The organism is Roseobacter sp. HKCCA2468, assembly GCF_037805105.1.
Classification (GTDB): Bacteria; Pseudomonadota; Alphaproteobacteria; order Rhodobacterales; family Rhodobacteraceae; genus M30B80.
The window spans coordinates 1-19,881 of record NZ_JBBLYN010000007.1; the positions used below are offsets into that span (position 1 = coordinate 1).

18 protein-coding genes and 1 tRNA gene are annotated in these 19,881 nt (G+C 50.5%); 15 read left to right on the forward strand and 4 right to left on the reverse strand.

Annotated elements, in window-relative coordinates; all coding sequences use genetic code 11:
- Nucleotides 1-257: 257 nt before the first annotated feature.
- From AAC620_RS12005 to AAC620_RS12015, 3 genes are read right to left on the reverse strand one after another with little or no spacing between them, the layout of a single operon-like run.
- Entirely contained in the window at nucleotides 258-2,726 is a 2,469-nt protein-coding gene (locus AAC620_RS12005; protein ID WP_340245288.1) for a GcvT family protein, read from the reverse strand.
- Nucleotides 2,727-2,737: 11 nt separating this feature from the next.
- Complete coding sequence (locus AAC620_RS12010) at nucleotides 2,738-3,913, reverse strand: mandelate racemase/muconate lactonizing enzyme family protein (RefSeq protein ID WP_340245290.1); 1,176 nt, start codon at nucleotides 3,911-3,913, stop codon at nucleotides 2,738-2,740.
- Nucleotides 3,900-5,420 carry a trimethylamine methyltransferase family protein gene (locus tag AAC620_RS12015; RefSeq protein WP_340245292.1) on the reverse strand — a complete coding sequence of 507 codons (1,521 nt, stop codon included), beginning with the start codon at nucleotides 5,418-5,420 and terminating at the stop codon, nucleotides 3,900-3,902. Before AAC620_RS12015 ends, AAC620_RS12010 begins: the two co-directional genes overlap by 14 nt.
- A 94-nt stretch (nucleotides 5,421-5,514) precedes the next feature.
- On the opposite strand from AAC620_RS12015, the gene AAC620_RS12020 reads away from it, so the two are divergent.
- The 7 genes from AAC620_RS12020 to AAC620_RS12050 all read left to right on the forward strand — a co-directional run bounded on the left by AAC620_RS12020 (nucleotide 5,515) and on the right by AAC620_RS12050 (nucleotide 13,027).
- Nucleotides 5,515-6,423 (forward strand): LysR substrate-binding domain-containing protein, encoded by a 909-nt coding sequence (locus AAC620_RS12020; protein WP_340245294.1) that lies wholly within the window; start codon nucleotides 5,515-5,517, stop codon nucleotides 6,421-6,423.
- A gap of 411 nt (nucleotides 6,424-6,834) precedes the next feature.
- Nucleotides 6,835-8,400, forward strand: a complete 1,566-nt coding sequence (locus AAC620_RS12025; RefSeq protein ID WP_340245316.1) for an ABC transporter substrate-binding protein — start codon at nucleotides 6,835-6,837, stop codon at nucleotides 8,398-8,400.
- A 72-nt stretch (nucleotides 8,401-8,472) separates the two neighbouring features.
- Nucleotides 8,473-9,456 carry an ABC transporter permease gene (locus AAC620_RS12030; protein WP_340245296.1) on the forward strand — a complete coding sequence of 328 codons (984 nt, stop codon included), beginning with the start codon at nucleotides 8,473-8,475 and terminating at the stop codon, nucleotides 9,454-9,456.
- Nucleotides 9,452-10,390 (forward strand): ABC transporter permease, encoded by a 939-nt coding sequence (locus AAC620_RS12035; protein ID WP_445322468.1) that lies wholly within the window; start codon nucleotides 9,452-9,454, stop codon nucleotides 10,388-10,390. The genes AAC620_RS12030 and AAC620_RS12035 overlap by 5 nt, the downstream gene beginning before the upstream one ends.
- The gene (locus AAC620_RS12040; RefSeq protein WP_340245299.1) at nucleotides 10,390-11,379 is read left to right on the forward strand and encodes an ABC transporter ATP-binding protein; all 990 of its coding nucleotides are present in this window, start codon (nucleotides 10,390-10,392) and stop codon (nucleotides 11,377-11,379) included. The genes AAC620_RS12035 and AAC620_RS12040 overlap by 1 nt, the downstream gene beginning before the upstream one ends.
- Nucleotides 11,376-12,338 (forward strand): ABC transporter ATP-binding protein, encoded by a 963-nt coding sequence (locus AAC620_RS12045; protein WP_340245301.1) that lies wholly within the window; start codon nucleotides 11,376-11,378, stop codon nucleotides 12,336-12,338. The genes AAC620_RS12040 and AAC620_RS12045 overlap by 4 nt, the downstream gene beginning before the upstream one ends.
- 266 nt (nucleotides 12,339-12,604) lie before the next feature.
- Complete coding sequence (locus AAC620_RS12050) at nucleotides 12,605-13,027, forward strand: CBS domain-containing protein (protein ID WP_340245303.1); 423 nt, start codon at nucleotides 12,605-12,607, stop codon at nucleotides 13,025-13,027.
- Between the two features lie 10 nt (nucleotides 13,028-13,037).
- Here the strand turns inward: AAC620_RS12050 and AAC620_RS12055 are convergent, their stop codons facing one another.
- Nucleotides 13,038-13,604: a hypothetical protein gene (locus tag AAC620_RS12055; RefSeq protein WP_340245305.1), complete on the reverse strand. Its 567-nt coding sequence runs from the start codon at nucleotides 13,602-13,604 to the stop codon at nucleotides 13,038-13,040.
- 723 nt (nucleotides 13,605-14,327) lie between these two features.
- Between AAC620_RS12055 and AAC620_RS12060 the strand changes: the two genes are divergently transcribed.
- The 8 genes from AAC620_RS12060 to AAC620_RS12095 all read left to right on the forward strand — a co-directional run bounded on the left by AAC620_RS12060 (nucleotide 14,328) and on the right by AAC620_RS12095 (nucleotide 19,465).
- Nucleotides 14,328-14,789: a c-type cytochrome gene (locus AAC620_RS12060; protein WP_340245307.1), complete on the forward strand. Its 462-nt coding sequence runs from the start codon at nucleotides 14,328-14,330 to the stop codon at nucleotides 14,787-14,789.
- Complete coding sequence (locus AAC620_RS12065) at nucleotides 14,786-15,130, forward strand: copper resistance CopC family protein (protein ID WP_340245309.1); 345 nt, start codon at nucleotides 14,786-14,788, stop codon at nucleotides 15,128-15,130. The genes AAC620_RS12060 and AAC620_RS12065 overlap by 4 nt, the downstream gene beginning before the upstream one ends.
- Nucleotides 15,130-15,993, forward strand: a complete 864-nt coding sequence (locus AAC620_RS12070) for a copper resistance D family protein (protein WP_340245310.1) — start codon at nucleotides 15,130-15,132, stop codon at nucleotides 15,991-15,993. Before AAC620_RS12065 ends, AAC620_RS12070 begins: the two co-directional genes overlap by 1 nt.
- Before the next feature lie 127 nt (nucleotides 15,994-16,120).
- Complete coding sequence (locus tag AAC620_RS12075) at nucleotides 16,121-16,327, forward strand: hypothetical protein (RefSeq protein WP_340245311.1); 207 nt, start codon at nucleotides 16,121-16,123, stop codon at nucleotides 16,325-16,327.
- Nucleotides 16,328-16,427: 100 nt separating this feature from the next.
- On the forward strand, nucleotides 16,428-17,972 hold the full coding sequence (locus tag AAC620_RS12080; RefSeq protein ID WP_340245312.1) for an AMP-binding protein: 1,545 nt from the start codon (nucleotides 16,428-16,430) through the stop codon (nucleotides 17,970-17,972).
- Nucleotides 17,973-17,982: 10 nt separating this feature from the next.
- On the forward strand, nucleotides 17,983-18,960 hold the full coding sequence (locus AAC620_RS12085) for a 2-dehydropantoate 2-reductase (RefSeq protein WP_340245318.1): 978 nt from the start codon (nucleotides 17,983-17,985) through the stop codon (nucleotides 18,958-18,960).
- 167 nt (nucleotides 18,961-19,127) lie between these two features.
- On the forward strand, nucleotides 19,128-19,367 hold the full coding sequence (locus tag AAC620_RS12090; RefSeq protein WP_340245314.1) for a hypothetical protein: 240 nt from the start codon (nucleotides 19,128-19,130) through the stop codon (nucleotides 19,365-19,367).
- Between the two features lie 21 nt (nucleotides 19,368-19,388).
- Nucleotides 19,389-19,465, forward strand: a tRNA-Ile gene (locus tag AAC620_RS12095).
- Nucleotides 19,466-19,881 lie beyond the last annotated feature (416 nt).

Below are 19,881 nucleotides of genomic sequence, written 5' to 3' on the forward strand. Positions count from 1 at the left end.
ACATTGCATATTTTGGTTGGCAGCATCTGAAAAATCGCGCGTTTGAATGCGTCAAACTTCTCGTTGGTTAATTTGAGTTCGACAAAGGCTTAATCCTGCCCCCGCAACCAATACAACCCCATAAAAACATTAGATTTTTTGATCTCGTCGATTGTATGGAAGTTGCTGTGTGTGCCAATTATGTGCAGGAAACTCTCCTCCTCATAACCTGAAGGCTGCAGGTCCAAATCCGGCTGCCTGCTGGGCGCTAGGCCGCTTTAGCCGCGCATGTTTTCGCCGCTGGGGTCATATATTGGTGCGCCTAAAACCTGCGCGCTGTACATCTCGCCCAAAATTTCGACCTGCAGGGCTGTGCCTGGCGCGGCGTTTTCGTGTTTGACATAGCCCATAGCCATCGATCGTTTGACCCTGTGGGCATAGCCCCCCGAGCTAATGTAGCCCACCGCCTTGCCATCTTTCAGGATCGCTTCGTCACCGGAAACATCAATTCCGTCTACATCAATGGTCATTGTAACAAGTGTCTGTTTTACGCCTGCAGCACGGATGGTTTGGGTGGCTTCTTTGCCGATAAAATCTTTCTTCCAATTGATGAACGCACCCATGCCGCTTTCCACTGCGTTGAAGTCGGGGCGGAATTCGAGCGTCCAGACGCCCCAGCCTTTTTCGAGACGCATCGACATCAGCGCCCGCGCGCCATACCAGCGATAGCCTAGATCGGAACCCGCATTCTCGATCGCTTCGCTCAGTCGGAGCAGATACTGCGGCTTGCAGTAGATTTCATAACCCAGTTCACCAGAAAAGCTGATCCTGTTCAGGATCACTGGAACGCCGCCCACAAAAGTTTGGCGCAGATCGCGGAATTTGAAGGCCTCGGCGCCCATGTCATCGCGGGTGATGCGCGCCAACAACTGGCGCGATTTCGGTCCGGAAAGCGCGATGCCATGCCAGTCGTCGCTGACATTGGCATAAAAAACATCGGTTGGCAGGTCTTTCTGGAACCACCGGCTGTGGGCTTCTTGCATGGCACCCGAGCCAAAGAGCATAAAGTGATCCTCGGCAAGACACGCGACTGTCAAATCCCCGTAAAGCTTGCCCTTTGGTGTTAGCATCGGGGTCAGCGTCAAGCGCCCGGGTTTTGGAATATATCCCGCCAGCGTGCGGTCAAGGTAGGCGCGCGCACCCGCGCCTTTGAATTCATGCTTGGCGAAATTGGCAATTTCAATTCCGCCCACAGCTGTCTGCACCGCCTCGACTTCGCGTTTTACATAGGCGAACGAGCGGTTGCGCTCGAATGTTGGGTTTTCGTGTGCATCGTCTGGCCCATCAGCAAACCATTGCGCGTTCTCAAGGCCAAAATTTTGGTTCATCAGCGCGCCTTTTGCCACAAGACGATCATATAATGCAGTTGTCTTTTGCATACGTCCCTTTGGCAGCGTTTCATTGGGGAAGGTCATTACAAACCGGCGTTCGTAGTTCTCAGACGACTTGATTGTGCCCCAATCAGGCGTGGCAAATTCGCCAAACCGTGCCACGTCCATCGCCCAGACATCTATCGAAGGCTCGCCGTCGATCATCCATTCCGCCATTGTCAGGCCAACACCGCCGCCTTGGCAGAAGCCAGCCATAACGCCAACTGCGACCCAATAGTTTTTCATGCTCGGCACTGGGCCGATCATTGGGTTGCCGTCAGGGCCAAAGGTAAAGGGGCCGTTGATCATGTCTTTGATGCCAGCTTCGCCAATGGCGGGGATACGCTCAAAGGACATCTCAAGGCGGTCTGCGATCCGGTCCAGATCTGGCTGTAGCAGCTCATGGCCAAAGTCCCACGGTGTGCCATTCACCTTCCACGGTGTCGATTTTGGCTCGTAGGTGCCCAAAAGCATGCCCTGACGTTCTTGGCGGAAATATATGTTGGCCTCGTAGTCAATGCCTGCAGGCAAGCGGCCGGCTTCACCCATGCTTTCCATGCGCTCTGCAATAAGGGGAATTTTTTCTGTGATCAGATAGTGATGTTCCATCGGCTGCACAGGAAGATGTATGCCTGTCATGTGCCCGACCTCGCGTGCCCATAGGCCACCACAATTTACGATATGTTCGGCGTTGATTTGTCCCTTTGGTGTCGTCAGATCCCAGCTGCCATCGGGGCGCTGGCTGATGGCCGTCACGCCGCAATGGGTGAAATATTGCGCCCCATGAACCCGCGCCGATTTGGCAAAAGCGTAGGTTGCGCCGGATGGGTCCAGATCGCCATCCTGATCATCCCAAAGCGCTGCATAATAATGTTTTGGGTCAATCAACGGATGACGTTCGGCCAGTTCCTGGGGCGAAATAAATTCCTGGTTAAGCCCCATGTAGCGCGCTTTAGAGCGTTCGCGTTTCAGATAGTCATACCATTCCTTCGTTGAGGCGGCATAAAAACCGCCAGTTATATGCAACCCGACTGAATGCCCCGATGTCTCTTCGATCTCTTTGTAAAGGTCGATCGTGTAGCTTTGCAGCCGGCTGATATTCGGGTCCGAGCTGATCGTATGGATCTGCCCCGCGGCATGCCAGCTAGAGCCCGAGGTAAGCTCGTCGCGCTCTAGTAGCACCACGTCCTTCCAGCCGAATTTGGCAAGGTGGAAAAGGATAGAGCAGCCAACAACCCCGCCGCCGATCACAACGACTTTGGCGTGGGACGGCAGCGTTTTTCCGTTAAGGGTTTCGTCTTTTTGAATCTCAGGCATAGGCTTGTCCTTTAGTTGAGGGGCAGGCGACGAAAGCGTTGGGGCTTTACTGGGTCATGAAAGTGATCGAGTGGTCCGTTCTCGATCAGGTGGTTGTGCCAATGGGCAAGTGCGCCACGGTCAAGCATCACGCCCAATCCAGGGCCTTCGGGCACTGAAACGGTGTTGTTGATTTGGCGGAAGGGGCCACCCTCGATCACGTCGCCAATCTGCCACCGAAAAAGTGATTGGCTGGGTTCGGTGATCCAAGGCATAGCCGCCGACATATGCAGGTAGCCCGCCGTCGCGATGCCCGCATCGCCGGAGTAGCACCAGAACCCAACACCCATTGCCTCGCAAGCGCCAATAAAGCGCAGCGCGCGAGAGATGCCACCAAGCACCGCAAAATTGGTGACGATATAGTCAGGCGCACGCAGGGCCACAGCGCGCCGGATGTCAGGGACATGGGTGGATATTGGTATGCTAAAATGGCGGCGCAGCTCTGCCATTTCTTCGAAGGTGGCAACAGGGTCTTCGTAATTGCGGATGTTGAACGGCTCGATCTCGCGGAACAGGCGCATTGCCGTGGGCAGGGACCACTGCATGTTACTGTCTAGTCGGATCATCGCCTTACGGCCCAGTGACTTGCGCAGAGCTTTAACTGTGTCGATTTCCAGCTCGGGGTCGCCCAGGATCAATTTGCCCTCGAACATTGTCGAGCCGTGTTCCTCCTGCATACGCAGACAATAATCGGCAATTTCTTCTGGGCTCATTTCGCCGCCAGCGCGGAAACCAAAATACTCTGTAAACGGTATTTCTTTTCGAACTGCACCGCCGAGCAGCCGGTATAAGGGTTCTGAGGCAACCTTGCCCCGCAGATCCCAAAGAGCGATTTCAATGGCGCCAAAGGCTTTCACCACACTGCTGTCGTCGGTATTTTGCACAATCTGCCAAGGGGGCAGGCAAAGCGCCTCGCATCCTGCTATGTCGAGCGGGTCCGATCCGATCAGTCGCGCGCCCATAGCGCGGATCGTCTCGACCACATCTACAGAAGGCGCCTCGCCCAGGCCTATCAGCCCTTGGTTGGTTTCTACTTCGATGATCGTCTTGGACGTGCCCGGATAGTGCCCGCCTGTCCACCACATCGGCCTTTCCAAAGGGATATTGACAGGTGTAGCCGTAAGGCCCGTGATCTTAATACCACGCATCGGGTAGGTCCTCTTTGCGCTTGGCAACAAAGGCTTCGAGTGCGTCTTTCAGGGCCTCGTCGATTGGCGGTGCCTCGTAATTGCGCAACATTTGTTTCACACGGGCATTGGCGCGGCTGCGCATGTCGTGGGCGCCGGCCTCTTCCCAGCTTTCAACATTTTCACTATCGCTTAACGCCGGTTCGTAGAAGGCGCTTTGATAGTGGCGCATCGTATGTGCACAGCCCAGGAAATGCCCACCGGGCTTGACCTCGCAATAGGCATCATGCGCCAGCGCTTCATCCGAAGTATCAAGGCCCAAACCCAGTAGCTTTTGATAACTTCCCAACCGATCTGCATCCATGATCAGCTTTTCAAATCCGGTGCATAGACCACCTTCAAGCCATCCCGCCGCATGCAGGACAAAGTTCGCGCCTGCCAACATTGTGGAATGCATTGAATCTGCGCTTTCATAAGCGGCTTGCGCATCTTCGATCTTTGAGGCGGTCAGTGAGCCACCACAGCGCAGCGGCAGGCCGGCGCGCCTTGCCAGCTGGCCGATGGCATAGTTGGATATCACCGGTTCCGGCATCCCGAACGTCGGCGCACCAGATTTGAGCGACATAGACGATAAAAAATTGCCCAAAACGAAAGGGGCCCCGGGGCGTAAAAGCTGCACATATGCGCAAACCATCATTGCTTCTGCCATCGCCTGTGCAATAGACGCCGCGGTTGAGACAGGGCCCATGGCCCCGCTCAGGATAAACGGAACAACAATCAAACCCTGCCCGCGCGCGGAATATACGCGCGCGGATTCAGTGACCACCTTATCGACCAGCAAAGGTGAGTTGGTGTTCACATTGCCCATGATTACGCAATTGTTTTCCATCACATCTGCGCCGAACACAATTTCTGCCATGTCGATACTGTCTTGGGCGCGGCTCATCTCGGTGATGGCGCCAAGGTGAGGCTTGTCTGATAGCGTCATGTGGGCAAAAAGCATGTCGAGATGCCGCTTGCTGACCGGGATGTCACAAGGCTCGCAGGTAACAAACCCGCCATGATGCAGGTTTGGGTGCAAATAGCTTAGGCGCACAAGGTTCTCAAAGGCTGTTATGTCGCCATAACGCCGCCCGCCTTCCAGATCGCGCACAAAAGGGGCGCCGTAAATCGGTGCGAAAACTTGGTTATTGCCGCCGATCGTTACCGATCTTTCACGGTTGCGGGCCAATTGGGTAAATTCGCGGGGGGCTTTGGCGCATAACGACCTAATCCAGTCGGCGGGTGCGCGCACAATATCACCTTCAATTGTGGCGCCTTCGTGCCGCCACAATTCCAGTGCGGTAGGGTCATCGCGAAAGGCGATGCCTATGTCTTGTAATATCCAGTCAACCTGCGCTTCCAATCTGACAAGCTGCTCCTCGTCAAGGATGTCAAACTGGGGGATCATGCGACGAATATGTGGCGATGCTGGCGCGCCTTTAGGCGCCTCGTCAAGGGACCTGGTTATGCGTGTTCGACGCGCCATTTGATCTCTCCATGTATCACTTGGGGCCAAGATTAATTTTTGAAAATACACTTGTGACCATTGAAAAAAGGAATGACTTGGATAAGAATAGGTTATGCAAAAACTCTGGTCGCACTTATCTTCGCCACGTCATTTGGTTTTTTTTGAAGCGGCAGCGCGCACTGGCTCTTTTACGCTTGCGGCCTCAGAGCTGAATGTTCAGCAGCCAGCAGTCAGCATGGCCATCAAACAATTGGAGGCCTCGCTGGGCGTAGCTCTTTTTCAGCGTAGCCACCGAAAGATCACCCTAACGAATGCAGGCAGCCGGCTTTTTGCCGATGTGACACGCGCATTTGAAACGCTTGCGCAATCAGCCAATGCCATTCAACAGTTCACCAGCAATGATCACGTAACCTTCAGTGCATCGTCAGCCTTTAACAACTACTGGATGCTACCGCGTGTCCGGCAATTTCAGCGAAATTATCCAGAAATTGATCTACGCCTGCAGTCTAGCAACCGCGAGCCTGATCTAAGTGCCGAGCCTATCAGCCTAGCGGTGCGTCTTGGGAAAGGGGATTGGGCAGATTGTGATTGTGCGCTTCTTGCTGAGGAAATCATTTATCCTGTCGCCTCACCTCTGGTGATGGCGTCCGCGGTCAACCTGACAAATGTGCCCATGCTGTTGGGGCAGCGTTTGATACATCTCGAAGAGCCGATCCGTGAGCGCCCATCGTGGCAACAATGGTTCCATGCAATGGGGGTGAATGAGGTGACACCGAAAGGCGGGTTGCGGCTAAACGATTACGCGCTTGTTTTGCAAGCAGCAATGGCTGGCGAGGGGTTTGCCTTTGGCTGGCATCACCTTGTGAACCCTTTGGTTCAACAAGGTCTGCTTGCGGCACGGCCCGAATGGGCCTGGAAAACTGGCCGCGGTTTCTACGTTGTATGGTCTAAAACGCGCCCGTTAATCGCCAAGGCAGACGTTGTCCGCGCATGGGTGATATCCAACGCAACGGCCGACTGAAAGGGATTTGAACAGCCTGTCCAGAGAAGCTTTGATTGAGGCGGGGCAGGGGGCGAACCAGCTTTTGGTTATGATTACATTGCATATTTTGGTTGGCAGCATCTGAAAAATCGCGCGTTTGAATGCGTCAAACTTCTCGTTGGTTAATTTGAGTTCGACAAAGGCTTAATCCTGCCCCCGCAGCCACTTTTTCCGAACGTCTCAATTCATAGCTTCACTCATGTCTTCTGCTCTATATCTTATCCTGTACGTTTAAATGAGGAAAAACCAATCGGCAGATGAGGTTTCTAATGAAATCCTTTGAGCGAAATCTCTTTTCATTGCATGTTGTCGTCCTAAAATCCTTTACGGGTGCTTTATAACAGGGAGAACAAAATGCAACTTACCCACTCTAAGAAAACGTTGCGAACTATGCTTCTTACTGCTGCAGTGTCAGCAGTAGCCATTTCGTCAGTCAGCGCGGAAACATTGCGTTGGGCGCGGGCAGGGGATTCATTGACGTTGGATCCGCATGCACAAAACGAGGGCCCGACTCATACTCTCGCCCATCAAATTTATGAACCACTTATAATACGCGATATGTCGGGGCAGTTTCAGGCTGCATTGGCTACTGACTGGGCGCCGTCCCCCGATGATCCAAATGTCTGGGTTTTCAATTTGCGTGAAGGTGTAACTTATCACGATGGCGCTGCATTTACCGCTGAAGATGTTGTGTTCTCAATTAGGCGAGCGCAGTCAGAAAATTCCAATATGAAAGAACTATTGAACTCAATTGTTGAAGTTCGTGCGGTTGACGACTTAACTGTTGAGATGGTTACGGATGGTCCAAATCCAATCCTACCATCGAACCTTACAAATCTTTTTATGATGGATAGTGGTTGGGCTGAAGCAAATGGCGTTGTAGAAGTGCAGGACGTCGAAGGTGGAGAGACGACTTTTGCGGCTACGAACGCAAATGGCACTGGGGCTTACAAGCTTGTTAGCCGTGAACCCGATGTACGGACAGTTCTAACCCAAAACGAAAACTATTGGGGTATTGGGCAGTTCCCACTTGAAGTTACGGAAATCATTTACACACCTATTCAGAATGCTGCGACACGAGTAGCAGCGCTGTTGTCTGGGGAAGTCGATTTCATCCAAGATGTCCCCGTGCAAGACTTGGACCGTGTTGCAAACACGGATGGTCTTATCGTTAAGACAGCTCCACAAAACCGCGTAATTTTCTTTGGAATGAATATGGGGGCAGCGGACATTGCAAATGACAATGTTGATGGTGCCAACCCTCTTGCGGATGTCCGTGTTAGACGCGCAATGAATATGGCGATCAACCGTGATGCAATTCAACAAGTAGTTATGCGGGGTCAGTCGCAACCCGCTGGTATGATTGCTCCGCCATTTGTAAACGGCTGGACAGCAGAGATGGATGGTTCTGTCTCAACTGATATTGATGCTGCACGCGCTCTGATGGCCGAAGCGGGTTATGGCGACGGGTTTTCCATCCAGTTGGACTGCCCAAATGATCGCTACATCAATGATGAAGCGATTTGCCAAGCAGCCGTCGGCATGATGGCACAAATTGGCATCACCGTTAACTTGGACGCTAAGCCAAAGGCACAACACTTCCCACTCATTACAAACGGTGAAACCGATTTCTACATGTTGGGTTGGGGCGTTCCTACATATGACTCCGAGTATATCTTTAACTTCTTGACGCACACTCGTGGAGAAGACCGAGGCAGCTGGAACGGGACTGGCTATTCAAACCCTGAGATGGATGCCATGATCCAGAGCTTAGCGTCTGAAACTGACCTAAGCGCCCGAAATGCTACGATCCAAGCGATTTGGGACGATGTTCAAGAACAGCAGTTGTACCTACCAATACATCACCAGGTTCTTAACTGGGGTATGAGTGATGCAGTTGGTATTGACGTTAGCCCTGAAGATGATCCGAAGTTCAAATTCTTCACGATGAACTGATTGTGAATTACTGCCCCTCAATTAGAGGGGCAGTAACCCTTTTATCAATTTGTTCCATTGGGAAATTTTTTCATGCTGGCATACATCCTACGCCGGATATTTCAGTCTTTAATAGTGTTACTCGCTGTTGGCTTTGTTGCTTTTGCGATGTTCAGTTTCGTGGGAGACCCCGTGGATAACATGTTGGGTCAAGAACGCACGCAGGCTGATATTGAGCGCTTGCGCGAACAGCTTGGACTAGATCAGCCATTTATAGTGCAATATTGGCGCTTTTTGGAGCAAGCTACTCAAGGAAATTTTGGCTTAAGTTATCGCCAAGGGCGGCCTGTTTCAGAAATTATCGCTGAAAGACTGCCTGCTACAGTCGAATTGGCGCTCGTGTCAGGGTTCTTAGCCTTTATTGGTGGTGTTGGATTGGGAGTGTTCACCGCAATACGGAGACACGGTTTACTGCCGAGTTTTATTATGACAGCGTCGCTTGTCGGAGTGTCACTACCAACGTTCCTGATTGGAATTTTATTGATTTATATATTTTCTGTTGAGCTTGGTTGGCTTCCAAGTTTTGGCCGTGGTGAGGTCGTTGACCTCGGGGGATGGACCACAGGTTTCTTAACAGCCAGTGGTTTAAAAGCATTAATTCTTCCTGCCATTACGCTTGGTCTCTATCAAATGACGTTAATCATGCGTCTAGTTCGCACTGAGATGTTAGAAGTATTGCGCATGGACTATATACGCTTTGCAAGAGCGCGTGGGTTGACCGAAAAAACAATTAATTTTCGGCACGCTCTGAAAAATACACTTGTGCCAGTCATCACAATAACTGGTCTCCAGCTAGGTAGTATCATCGCTTTTGCGATCATCACGGAAACTGTTTTTCAATGGCCGGGCGTGGGGCTTCTGTTCATCAACGCTGTTCAGTTTGTCGATATACCTGTCATGGCTGCTTATTTGATGATGATTTCCGTAATGTTTGTAGGAATTAATCTGATAGTCGATGTCCTTTATTTCGCCATTGATCCTCGTTTGCGGATTGAACGAAGCGTAGGGGGGCATTGAGTTGAGGCGCACTAGGATTTTTGTAAAATTTTCTCAGGCTTTAAACAGTGATTTAGGTTGGTCATTCAGAAAAAATCCGGTGGCGATCATGTCATTTTTTGTGGTTGTGTCTTTAATAATGGGAGCGATATTTGCCCCATTATTAGCGCCTTATGATCCTTTTGACCCAGCCACCCTCAACCTGATGAATGGATTTACAGGACCACTGACCCCTAACCAATTCACACAAGATGTTTTTGTTTTGGGGACTGATGATCAGGGGCGTGATGTCTTGTCCACTATTCTCTTTGGGATGCGAATATCCCTGTTTGTTGGGTTCTCGGCCGTTTTTCTGGCGATGATTTTAGGTGTAATTCTTGGTCTTTTAGCGGGTTACATCGGCGGATGGCTGGATGCTGTTATCATGCGGGTTGCTGACGTGCAGCTCACCTTTCCGTCTATTTTGGTTGCGATGTTGATTTTTGGTATCGCGAAAGGCGTCACGCCGGCGGAATTCCGTGATCAGGTAGCTATTTGGGTCCTCATTCTTGCCATTGGTCTGAGCGACTGGGTTCAATTTGCACGCGTGGTCCGCGGTGCTACTTTGGTTGAACGACAGAAGGAGTATGTTCAAGCTGCACAGCTCATCGGGCGAGCTAACTTAGCAGTGATGCTCAAACACATCCTGCCCAATGTTCTCAACCCCGTTTTGGTAATTGCCACGATTAGTTTGGCGTTGGCTATTATTGCCGAAGCTACTTTGAGTTTTTTGGGTGTGGGCGCTCCGCCTACTAAGCCGAGTTTGGGAACGCTAATTCGTATCGGGCAAGAATATATGTTCTCTGGAGAATGGTGGATTTTGTTTTTCCCTGCGATCACTCTTTTGGCTCTCGCGCTATCGATAAACCTACTCGGTGATTGGTTGCGTGACGCTTTGAATCCGAGGCTACGCTGATGGTACAACCTGTCCTCTCAATAAAGAGCCTGGTTGTGGAAATTCCCACTCGGAAAGGTATCCTCAGGCCAGTAGATCGAGTGAGTTACGACATTTTCCCTGGTGAAATTCTCGGTATCGTTGGCGAGTCCGGTGCAGGAAAGTCAATGACAGGGAACGCTGTAATTGGGTTGTTAGAGCGGCCGGCGCGAATTGTGTCAGGTGATGTGCTATTATCAGGGAACCCGATCCACAACTTATCAGCCTCTGAATTCCGTAAAATTAGGGGTAAAAAAATTGGTATGATCTTTCAGGATCCTTTGACTTCGTTAAACCCACTTTTAACTGTTGGAGAGCAACTGGTCGAAACCATCATTGAACATCTTGCGGTTCCGAAGAAAGAAGCGCAGGAGCGCGCCATCGCAGCCTTGGAAGAAGTCGGTATCCCTGCAGCGCGAGAGAGGATAGGTAGCTATCCCCACGAGTTCTCCGGCGGGATGAGGCAACGAGTGGTGATAGCTTTAGCATTATGCGCTGAGCCTGACTTAGTAATCGCAGATGAGCCGACTACGGCACTTGACGTGTCAGTTCAGGCTCAGATCATTGCACTTTTAAAGCGTTTGTGCCGAGAGCGTGGCGTCGGGGTTATGTTGGTTACTCATGACATGGGCGTAATTGCTGAGGCGGCAGATCGTGTAGCTGTCATGTATGCTGGAAGGTTGGCCGAGCTTGGCGCGGTGCAAGATGTGCTCACTGAGCCAGAGCATCCTTATACGTATGGGCTTATGGGCTCCACTCCGTTGGCAAGTAGAGGATTGCAACGGTTGAAACAAATCCCCGGTTCAATGCCGCGGCTCGGAGCTTTACCAGAAGGCTGTGCGTTCTCACCGCGATGTGATTTCGCTCAGGAAGTTTGTAAATCCGGATCTTCTCCATTTATTGCAGACGGTGATACTCAAGCCGCATGTTGGTTTCCATTGCAGCACACTAAATTGCGGTCTTCGAAATGAGTGTAATTGTCCGAGCAAAAGCGTTAAGACGCCTCTTTGATGTCTCCAAGCCCTGGTTGAACCGTGTCGTCGAAAGGGAGCCAAAGGTTTTTTTAACTGCTGTTGCAGATGTAGATTTTGAAATTGAGGAAGGCTCAGTTTACGCGTTAGTTGGTGAAAGTGGCTCTGGGAAATCAACTATTGGCAAAATGGTTGTGGGGTTAACTGGTGCAACCGGTGGCACAATTGAAATTGATGGCATCGCGATAACTGGCAATGATCAGAAAGCAAAAATTTCTGAGGCTCGACAAAAACTGCAGATGATTTTTCAAGATCCATACGCATCCTTGAATCCGCGTTGGAAAGTACGTGACATTATAGCAGAGCCTGCAAAATTGAGAGGCTTTGAGACCAAAGGTTTGCCCGAAAGGTTGCTGCAACAAGTCGGTTTATCACCAGAGGATGCAGATAAGTATCCACATGAGTTTTCGGGTGGACAGCGGCAACGCATTTGCATTGCACGTGCTCTTTCGTCTGAGCCTAAGGTGATCGTGTGTGATGAGCCTACTTCTGCGCTGGATGTATCAGTGCAAAGCCAAGTTTTGAACTTGATGTCGGATTTGCAAGAGCAACTGGGTCTTACATATTTATTTATTAGCCATGATCTTACTGTTGTGGAGCACATGGCCGATAAGATTGGTGTGTTATATTTGGGAGCTTTGGTTGAAGAGGCCCCAAAGGAAACTCTTTTCGCTTCACCTTTGCATCCTTACACGCGTATGCTGTTTGATGCTGCGCCAAGATTGGATGGGTTTGGGCGAGAAATTGATGTGCCCAAAGGCGAAATACCTGACCCGATTAATCCTCCGCCTGGCTGCTCCTTTCATCCACGGTGTCCACTTGCCACAAGCTTGTGTAAAACAGTTCGCCCTCAGATGCGTTTGATCGGAGATACGCGCGTTTCTTGCCATCATGTTTAGACTATGCTTACACCTACTTTATTCCAGGTGTTTGGTGCTTAACTGTGGTTCGACATAGGCTTAATCCCGCCCCCGCAACCACTTTTTCCGAATGTCTCAAATCTAAGCTTTAGCTGAGGTTTCTTACTTCATAATTACTGCCCTCATGGTGGGTGAGAGGTAACTATGGAGCTACTGCTGGAATGGTTTAGTCATGACTATTGCGTTCCTACGCGCCCAAGATACAATTTTAAGGCGAGTCGATTGTAGTTCTTGGGAGGGATGACATGACGCCGTTTATGAAAAGCCTTATCGCACGCCCATGCTATACAGTGGGCCCTGAGGCTACACTGTCGGAAATCATCACGTTATTGGCAGAGCATAATATTGGTGCTGTTGTCGTCGAAAATGGCTCTGGTAAAGTGCAGGGCATTATCTCCGAGCGTGACATTGTGAGACACCTTGCAACTGAGCAAGACCTTAGTGGTTGGATTGCGCAGGACATCATGACCAAAAAAGTTGCTACGGTGACCACAAAGGCTCTGTCATCAGAGATGATGCAAGTGATGGCAGATCATAATTGCCGCCACCTGCCAATTCTAGACGACGGGAAGCTGGTGGGTGTGGTGTCAAATAGAGATGTGATGAAGCGCACGCTTGAGAAGTATCAGGATGAGGCTGAAGCTATGAGGGCGTTCATCAATTCTTGATCACAGCAGATCAATTCATCATCCGTTGATGCACAGCCTGCATCCCACGATCCACCATTTCGCTCACCTCAGCCGCATGGCGATGTAACGCCGATACCAGCTCTGGATCGTTTGATGTTTGGGTCACGGCAACGCCGTTTTCGATGACTTCAATTTCAGTATCTATATGCTCACCGCGCATGAAGAAAACATCCAGCGTTGGGCTTTGAATAATGACTTGTGGGTCATCCTTCGCTTCAACACGTGCAATCATGCCCGTCACATGGCTCACCAGAGCGTTGAATGTATCAGGGTCACTGGTTGTTGTTACCGTGTATATGCCGTTTTCCAGATTGCTCACCTCACGCTCAATTAATGTGAAGTTACGAAATAAGGTTTGCATTTCGGCAGTCTCACCCGCTGTCGTGTTAGCCCCTCGAAGTCCTGGCATAGTATGTTCGTCATGCCCCATGCCATGGCCACCGTGCTGCGCATGAAGCCGGTCATGCTGGGTCATCATTTGTGCTTGAACGATATACGCACCTGCCGCGAGTGTGCTGAGTGCTGCTATGCCTGCGAAAAGGTAACGTTTATTCATTGGATAGGTCTTTCTATATCTATCAAGCACTAAATCAGCGTGGCTTACTTCCTACAAGTCCACGGATTGCCGCATGAGAATTAGCTATTTCAGTATTGAGCGGTCATATCATGCAATGAGAATTTCGTTCGGTATCAAGCAACCGATACGTTGCGCTGATATCCTACCAGATTTTGAGGTTTTGCTAGAGAAGGTCTAATTTTTCTCTAAGCCAAAACCTGCTTTGATCCCATGTTGCATGCGGTGTCGTTTTTTTCTAGCCTGGCGTCATGGCATTATTACGCAGTGCAATTTTGGGGTGTTTCGTTCTTTTCGGGGCGATCTTTGCTGTGTCGGCGAACGCGCATACTGTCATGTCGGAACCGCACATGACCGTTGCTGGCATGGATGGACATGGCCATGCCGCATGCTGTGACGAGATCAAACACTCTGCTTCAACCTGCTCCGCGTTTATGGCTGTCCTGGCACCCACAGAGATATTACAGATTATTGCGCAGCAAGCATCTATTGTCTTCGCAACAGATACTGTCTTGCCAGATGGGTTCATCGTGCCACGGCTCAGGACCCCGCCACGAGGGTGAAACTGGTCATAGAAGGACGGCTACGCTTCGCCGTCACGACGCAGTGAAAATTTTCTAGTGGTAATAGCGATAGGTCCACCCCCCTAAGCCTTGGGTGATGTGAAAGGTCGCTTGGTCTTGATCGAATTGGACATAATCAGAAATGAAACGAGCATTAATTCTTGGTGCGGCGGGTGCAGGTTTTGCGGCTGTTGGTTATTTTGTCATGGGCAGCAACCAGCCCGCTCAAGCAGTAACCTTACAGGCTGAAAACCCGATGGTCGTCTTGCAAGGCAGCCAAATTTATCAGAACAACTGTGCGTCTTGTCACGGTGCCAATCTGGAGGGTCAACCCAACTGGCGCCAACGAGATGCAGAAGGGCGTCTGCCCGCGCCTCCGCATAATGAAGATGGCCACACATGGCATCACGATAGTCTTACGCTATTTGGTTTAACCAAATACGGCGTCGCAGCCCTTATTAATGACCCGAGCTATCAGTCAAACATGCCCGCTTATGAGGGCATTTTGACGGATGAAGAGATCATCGCGGTGCTGAGTTACATCAAATCTACTTGGCCAGAAGAAATTAAGGCCATGCATGACGAAATGGAGCGACAACGATGAAACAGGTCTTTTTTGCGTCCCTTTTGGTTCTGGGCAGTTACGCGGCAGCATTCGCGCATTCTGAATCTGAAGAAACGACACCGGCTAATGACTCGCGCGTCACTGCGGTTGATCAAATTGAAATACGATTTGACGATCCGATGCGCGTGACAGCCGTTTCACTTGTGGGGCCGACTGGCGACACCGCCCTTGAGCGTCAAACAGGCTTAGATCCCACGACTGAGTTTGTCGCGACCCCTGAAGATGCGCTTCAACCCGGTAGCTATGAGGTTGAATGGAGAGGGCTGTCTGGCGATGGTCATCCCATGGAGGGCAGCTTTTCTTTTGAGGTGATTGAGTGATGCTTGATGGCATCATTGCGGCCGCAATTGCGCTCAAGGCGGGCAATTACGCAGCGAGTCTTTTGTGTTTAGGAGGGCCGCTATTCTTAGCGGCTTTTCCTGACGCCGATAGCAAGATTAAGAAAGTGGCCAAGGATGTCGCTATTTTATGCGCGTTAGCCCTGCCGCTTCTTGTTGCCCTGCGGATTGCTGTCCGTTCGGCCCGTATTTCTGGAGGCGGGCTGGAGGGGATGCTTGACCCAATCATGCTTCAGATCGTTTGGGAAAGTCCTTTAGGAAGCTTTGCGCTGCTTCAAGTTATTGGGTGTACCCTTATTCTGGCTACAATTGCCTCGCGACAGTTACAGCTTGTTGTTGGTCTGACCGGGGCAATCATTGTTGCAACATCATTCGCAACGATCGGTCATTCTCTGGGGGAACCTCGTTATCTCCTTGCGCCGCTGATCGTCCTCCATATCTTGGCAGGGGCATTTTGGGTAGCAGGTCTAGCACCCCTATATCGCGCTTCTTATGAGGCCAATGGAGTTGTGCTCCTGCATAGATTTGGCGTTTTGGCTGGTCTGGCAGTGCCAATACTGGCGATAGTCGGACTGGCATTTGCGTGGTGCATGCTAGGGTCATTGTCGCTTTTGTTCACGACAGACTATGGCGTGACACTGTTTGCCAAACTTGTCTTGGTTGCGGGGCTTCTAAGTTTAGCGGCTCTTAACAAATTCAGATTAGTCCCAGAAATGGTTCAGTCGGCGCAAGCTGCGAGCAAGAAGCTTCGGCGCTCCATAGCAATTGAGGGTATCGCCATCGGGGCAATTCTTGTCGTGACCGCTACACTTACCAGTGTGACAACTCCCCCTGTTAACATGTAGGCGGCTTTAGGTTCGCGCCGGCTTATGGGCCTCGTTAAGGATGCATGGTATACTAAAGTATATGAAAGTATTCATTTTGCCAAATTAAAACAATGCAATACATTCTTAGTACGGGGAGGTATTTCGCATGTTTTCTAATGATGAAGCAGCTTTAGTTTTGCAGTTCTGTAGTCAGCTCACATCTGGAAAAGAAATGGATCCAGAAGTCTTTGGTATAAGTAAGCAGTGGCTTGAACGACAGGGTAATCAGATCAGTGTGACCGAAACCGGTCGGGCACTTTATGCGTCTTTGAAAGGCCAATCTTTGACGCGTTCTGCATGGAACGGATTCTAGCTTAGTTCTTAAACTTTATCATCAATGATGGTGCCATATCCCAGACCCATTGGCTCTATCCTAAGGCTTTGTCTTCACAGCTTTCGACAATCGTCGCGGCATGGGCATAAGTATCAAGCAAGGGAAGAGTAATATGAAGACGTTATCGGATCTGATATCGGGTCATTCTGGAACCTCACGCGCAATAGGTGCGCCAGGCCGTGGATGGATGACATATGACGGTCTCAGAAAATTATCACGAGATGTGAATAGTTCGCTGAGAAAATCGGGCATCGGAGCGTCTGATCGTGTGGCTATTGTGCTTCCTAATGGGCCAGAAATGGCAGCGGCGTTTGTGACCATAGCTCAATCCGCTACTACAGCTCCTTTGAACCCTGCGTATCGCGAGGAAGAATTTGCGTTCTATCTCGAAGATTTAAAAGCGCGCGCGCTTGTTGTTGCAGCTGGATATGATGGTCCCGCGCTTGCTGTGGCAGAACGGTTTGGCATGATCGTTTTTGAGTTAACATCATTAGAACCCGCGGGTAATTTCACGCTCTCAGCGAATTTGACGGGCGAAGCCACAGCGGCCGTTCCAGGCGCTGATGACATTGCTCTCATACTTCACACATCCGGCACGACATCACGACCTAAAATTGTGCCGTTACTTCAATCAAATGTTGTCGCATCTGCTAAAAACATCATGAAGTCTTTGGCGCTGACCGAAGATGACTGCTGTCTAAATGTTATGCCGCTATTTCACATTCATGGCCTGGTCGCTGCTGTTAGCGCGTCTCTCGCCGCTGGATCGTCAATAAGCTGTGCGCCAGGGTTTGATGCATTAAAATTTTATGGTTGGCTCGAAGAGGTCGACCCGTCTTGGTACACGGCGGTGCCAACGATGCACCAAGCAATTCTAGCACGAGCTCCCCGCAACCAGGCCATTATTGAGAAGTCTCGCCTGCGTTTCTTGCGTTCCTCGTCGTCATCGTTGCCAGGTCCAGTAATGATACAGCTTGCTGAAACGTTTGGTGCGCCAGTTGTAGAGGCTTACGGCATGACCGAGGCTGCTCACCAAATGTGCTGTAACCCGATTGAACCAGGTCGACAAAAGCCAGGCGCTGTCGGGTTGCCGGCTGGGCCAGAGGTCCGCATTGCACACGAAACAGAAAATCGTTTGATTGATGGTCTTGGTGAAGTGAGCATATCGGGGCCAAATGTAACGCCTGGTTACGAGGCAAACCCAGAAGCTAATGAAAAGAACTTTTTTGAAGCAGAAGGAAAGCGTTGGTTTCGTACAGGTGATCAGGGCATGTTTGATGAAGACGGTTATTTGAGCCTCACGGGCCGTTTGAAGGAAATCATCAACCGAGGTGGCGAGAAAATCAGTCCATTGGAAGTAGACGGCATATTATCGGATCATCCCAGCGTAGCTCAATGCGTTACATTTGCTATCCCGCACGACAAGTTGGGTGAGGAGGTTGGCGCCGCTGTCGTATTGAAGGAAGGGCAAGTTGCCACCGATGCTGAGATCCGTGAGTTTTTAGCTGCGCGCTTAGCGGCATTTAAGGTCCCGCGGACAGTTCTTATCTTGGATGAAATCCCAAAAGGTGCCACCGGTAAGCTTCAACGTATCGGGTTGGCTGAAAAACTGGGTCTTGCATAGAGGTATTTCATTGAAAATTTGTATTTTTGGTGCAGGCGCAATTGGCGGTTATATGGCGGTGAAGTTAGCTCGAGTTGGAGCTAACGTCAGCCTTGTCGCGCGTGGTCCGCATTTGAAAGCCATGCAACAGAACGGGCTAACCCTGATCGAAGAGGGCGGAAAAACAACAGTAGAAGTCAATGCCTCTGAAAACCCCGAGGAGCTGGGGGTCCAAGATTATGTGGTTGTCACGCTTAAAGCACATTCTGTGCCTCCAGTCGTATCCAAGATGGCCCCGCTTATTGGGGATGGAACTACGATTGTATCAGGTGTCAATGGTGTGCCGTGGTGGTACTTTCACAAGATTGGTGGGCCTCTAGAAGGTACGCGTCTTGCGTCCGTGGATCCCGGCGATGCCCAATGGAATGCGTTTGGGCCGGATAGGGTATTGGGTTGCGTCGTTTACCCGGCTGCTGAAGTTGTTGAGCCAGGCGTTATTAAACACATTGAGGGTAACCGATTTTCCCTAGGGGAACCTGACGGGTCCAAGTCAGAGCGCGCCATGGCATTATCGGCCGCTTTGTCCGAGGCGGGGTTAAAGGCTCCGGTGCGCCCAAAACTGAGAGACGAGATTTGGGTTAAGCTCTGGGGCAACCTGTCATTCAATCCAATCTCAGCACTTACACATGCTACATTGGATGTATTATGCACGGATGCTGGGACTAGAGAGGTTGCCCGAAACATGATGCTCGAGGCGCAACAAATAGCAGAGGCGCTTGGTGTGAAGTTTCCTATTGATGTCGATCGTAGAATTGATGGTGGTGCCGCAGTCGGCGCTCACAGAACCTCCATGTTGCAAGACTTAGATCTAGGCCGTCCGATGGAAATCGACGCCCTAGTATCCTCTGTGCAAGAACTAGGAAAGATTACGGGTATACCCACCCCAACCATAGATACGGTGTTGGCTCTGATCCGACTAAGAGCCCGAAGTGCTGGGCTTTACAGCTGACTTTTAAGCCGTACGCAGATCTTCTACCAATTTCGATTTTTGGATGTTCTACAAGCAGCTGGATGCGATAATCTTTATTGTACTCTGGAAATCAATTTTGTTCCACAAACCTTGAACATTTGTAAGGGTTTACCACATATTTGGCCGTGGCTACGATGGGGGAGCGAATGGCGGACGTGTCCAGTATTTCGGATATCCTTAACCGTCTACGAACGGCTAAAGATCCTGTAAAGGCTATGCAGGCCGCTGTACTTGAGCATGGAGGAAATTGGCAGGTAGAACGAGAAGGTGTCTTTTACGAAATTCAATTCTTAGGTTTCGTAGGATTAGGCATCTCCTGCCAAGCTGCTGTGAGCGCTTGGATACGTGCAGCGGAAGCTCAAATCACAGTGGACACCAACGAATAATAATTTTACGTCTGAGTTTGAGGGCCTGTAGCTCAATTGGTTAGAGCAGAGCGCTCATAACGCTTTGGTTGCGGGTTCAAGTCCTGCCGGGCCTACCATAAAAAATTGCCCTATTGGGTGGGACTAAGATCCCAAAAAATCCAATGAAATTAATTTTTTGAAAAGTCCCACTTGTCATTAAGTCAATGATTTAAAAACGTAATTATGCTTCGCCCCCGGGCACCATTTTTAAAAAACCGGATAAACTGTGTTGATCTGCCTTTTGTGCCTCAGATGTGTTGGGCCACATATTCGGGACGTGTTCGGTCAGGTCGTTTGTCAAGAAACCCTCGCGATAACGCAACCGGTTGCGGCTGTCCGGCGCTGTGCTGGACTTAAGCGGCCGACCCACATAAACTATCGGAAATCATTCGACTGCTAATATGAGAGCAGAAGGAGCAGTTATACGTGTCTATGAAGTTTGACATCCTCACCAATGTCGCGCGGTTGCGCTATACGTTGGAAAAAATGGAGG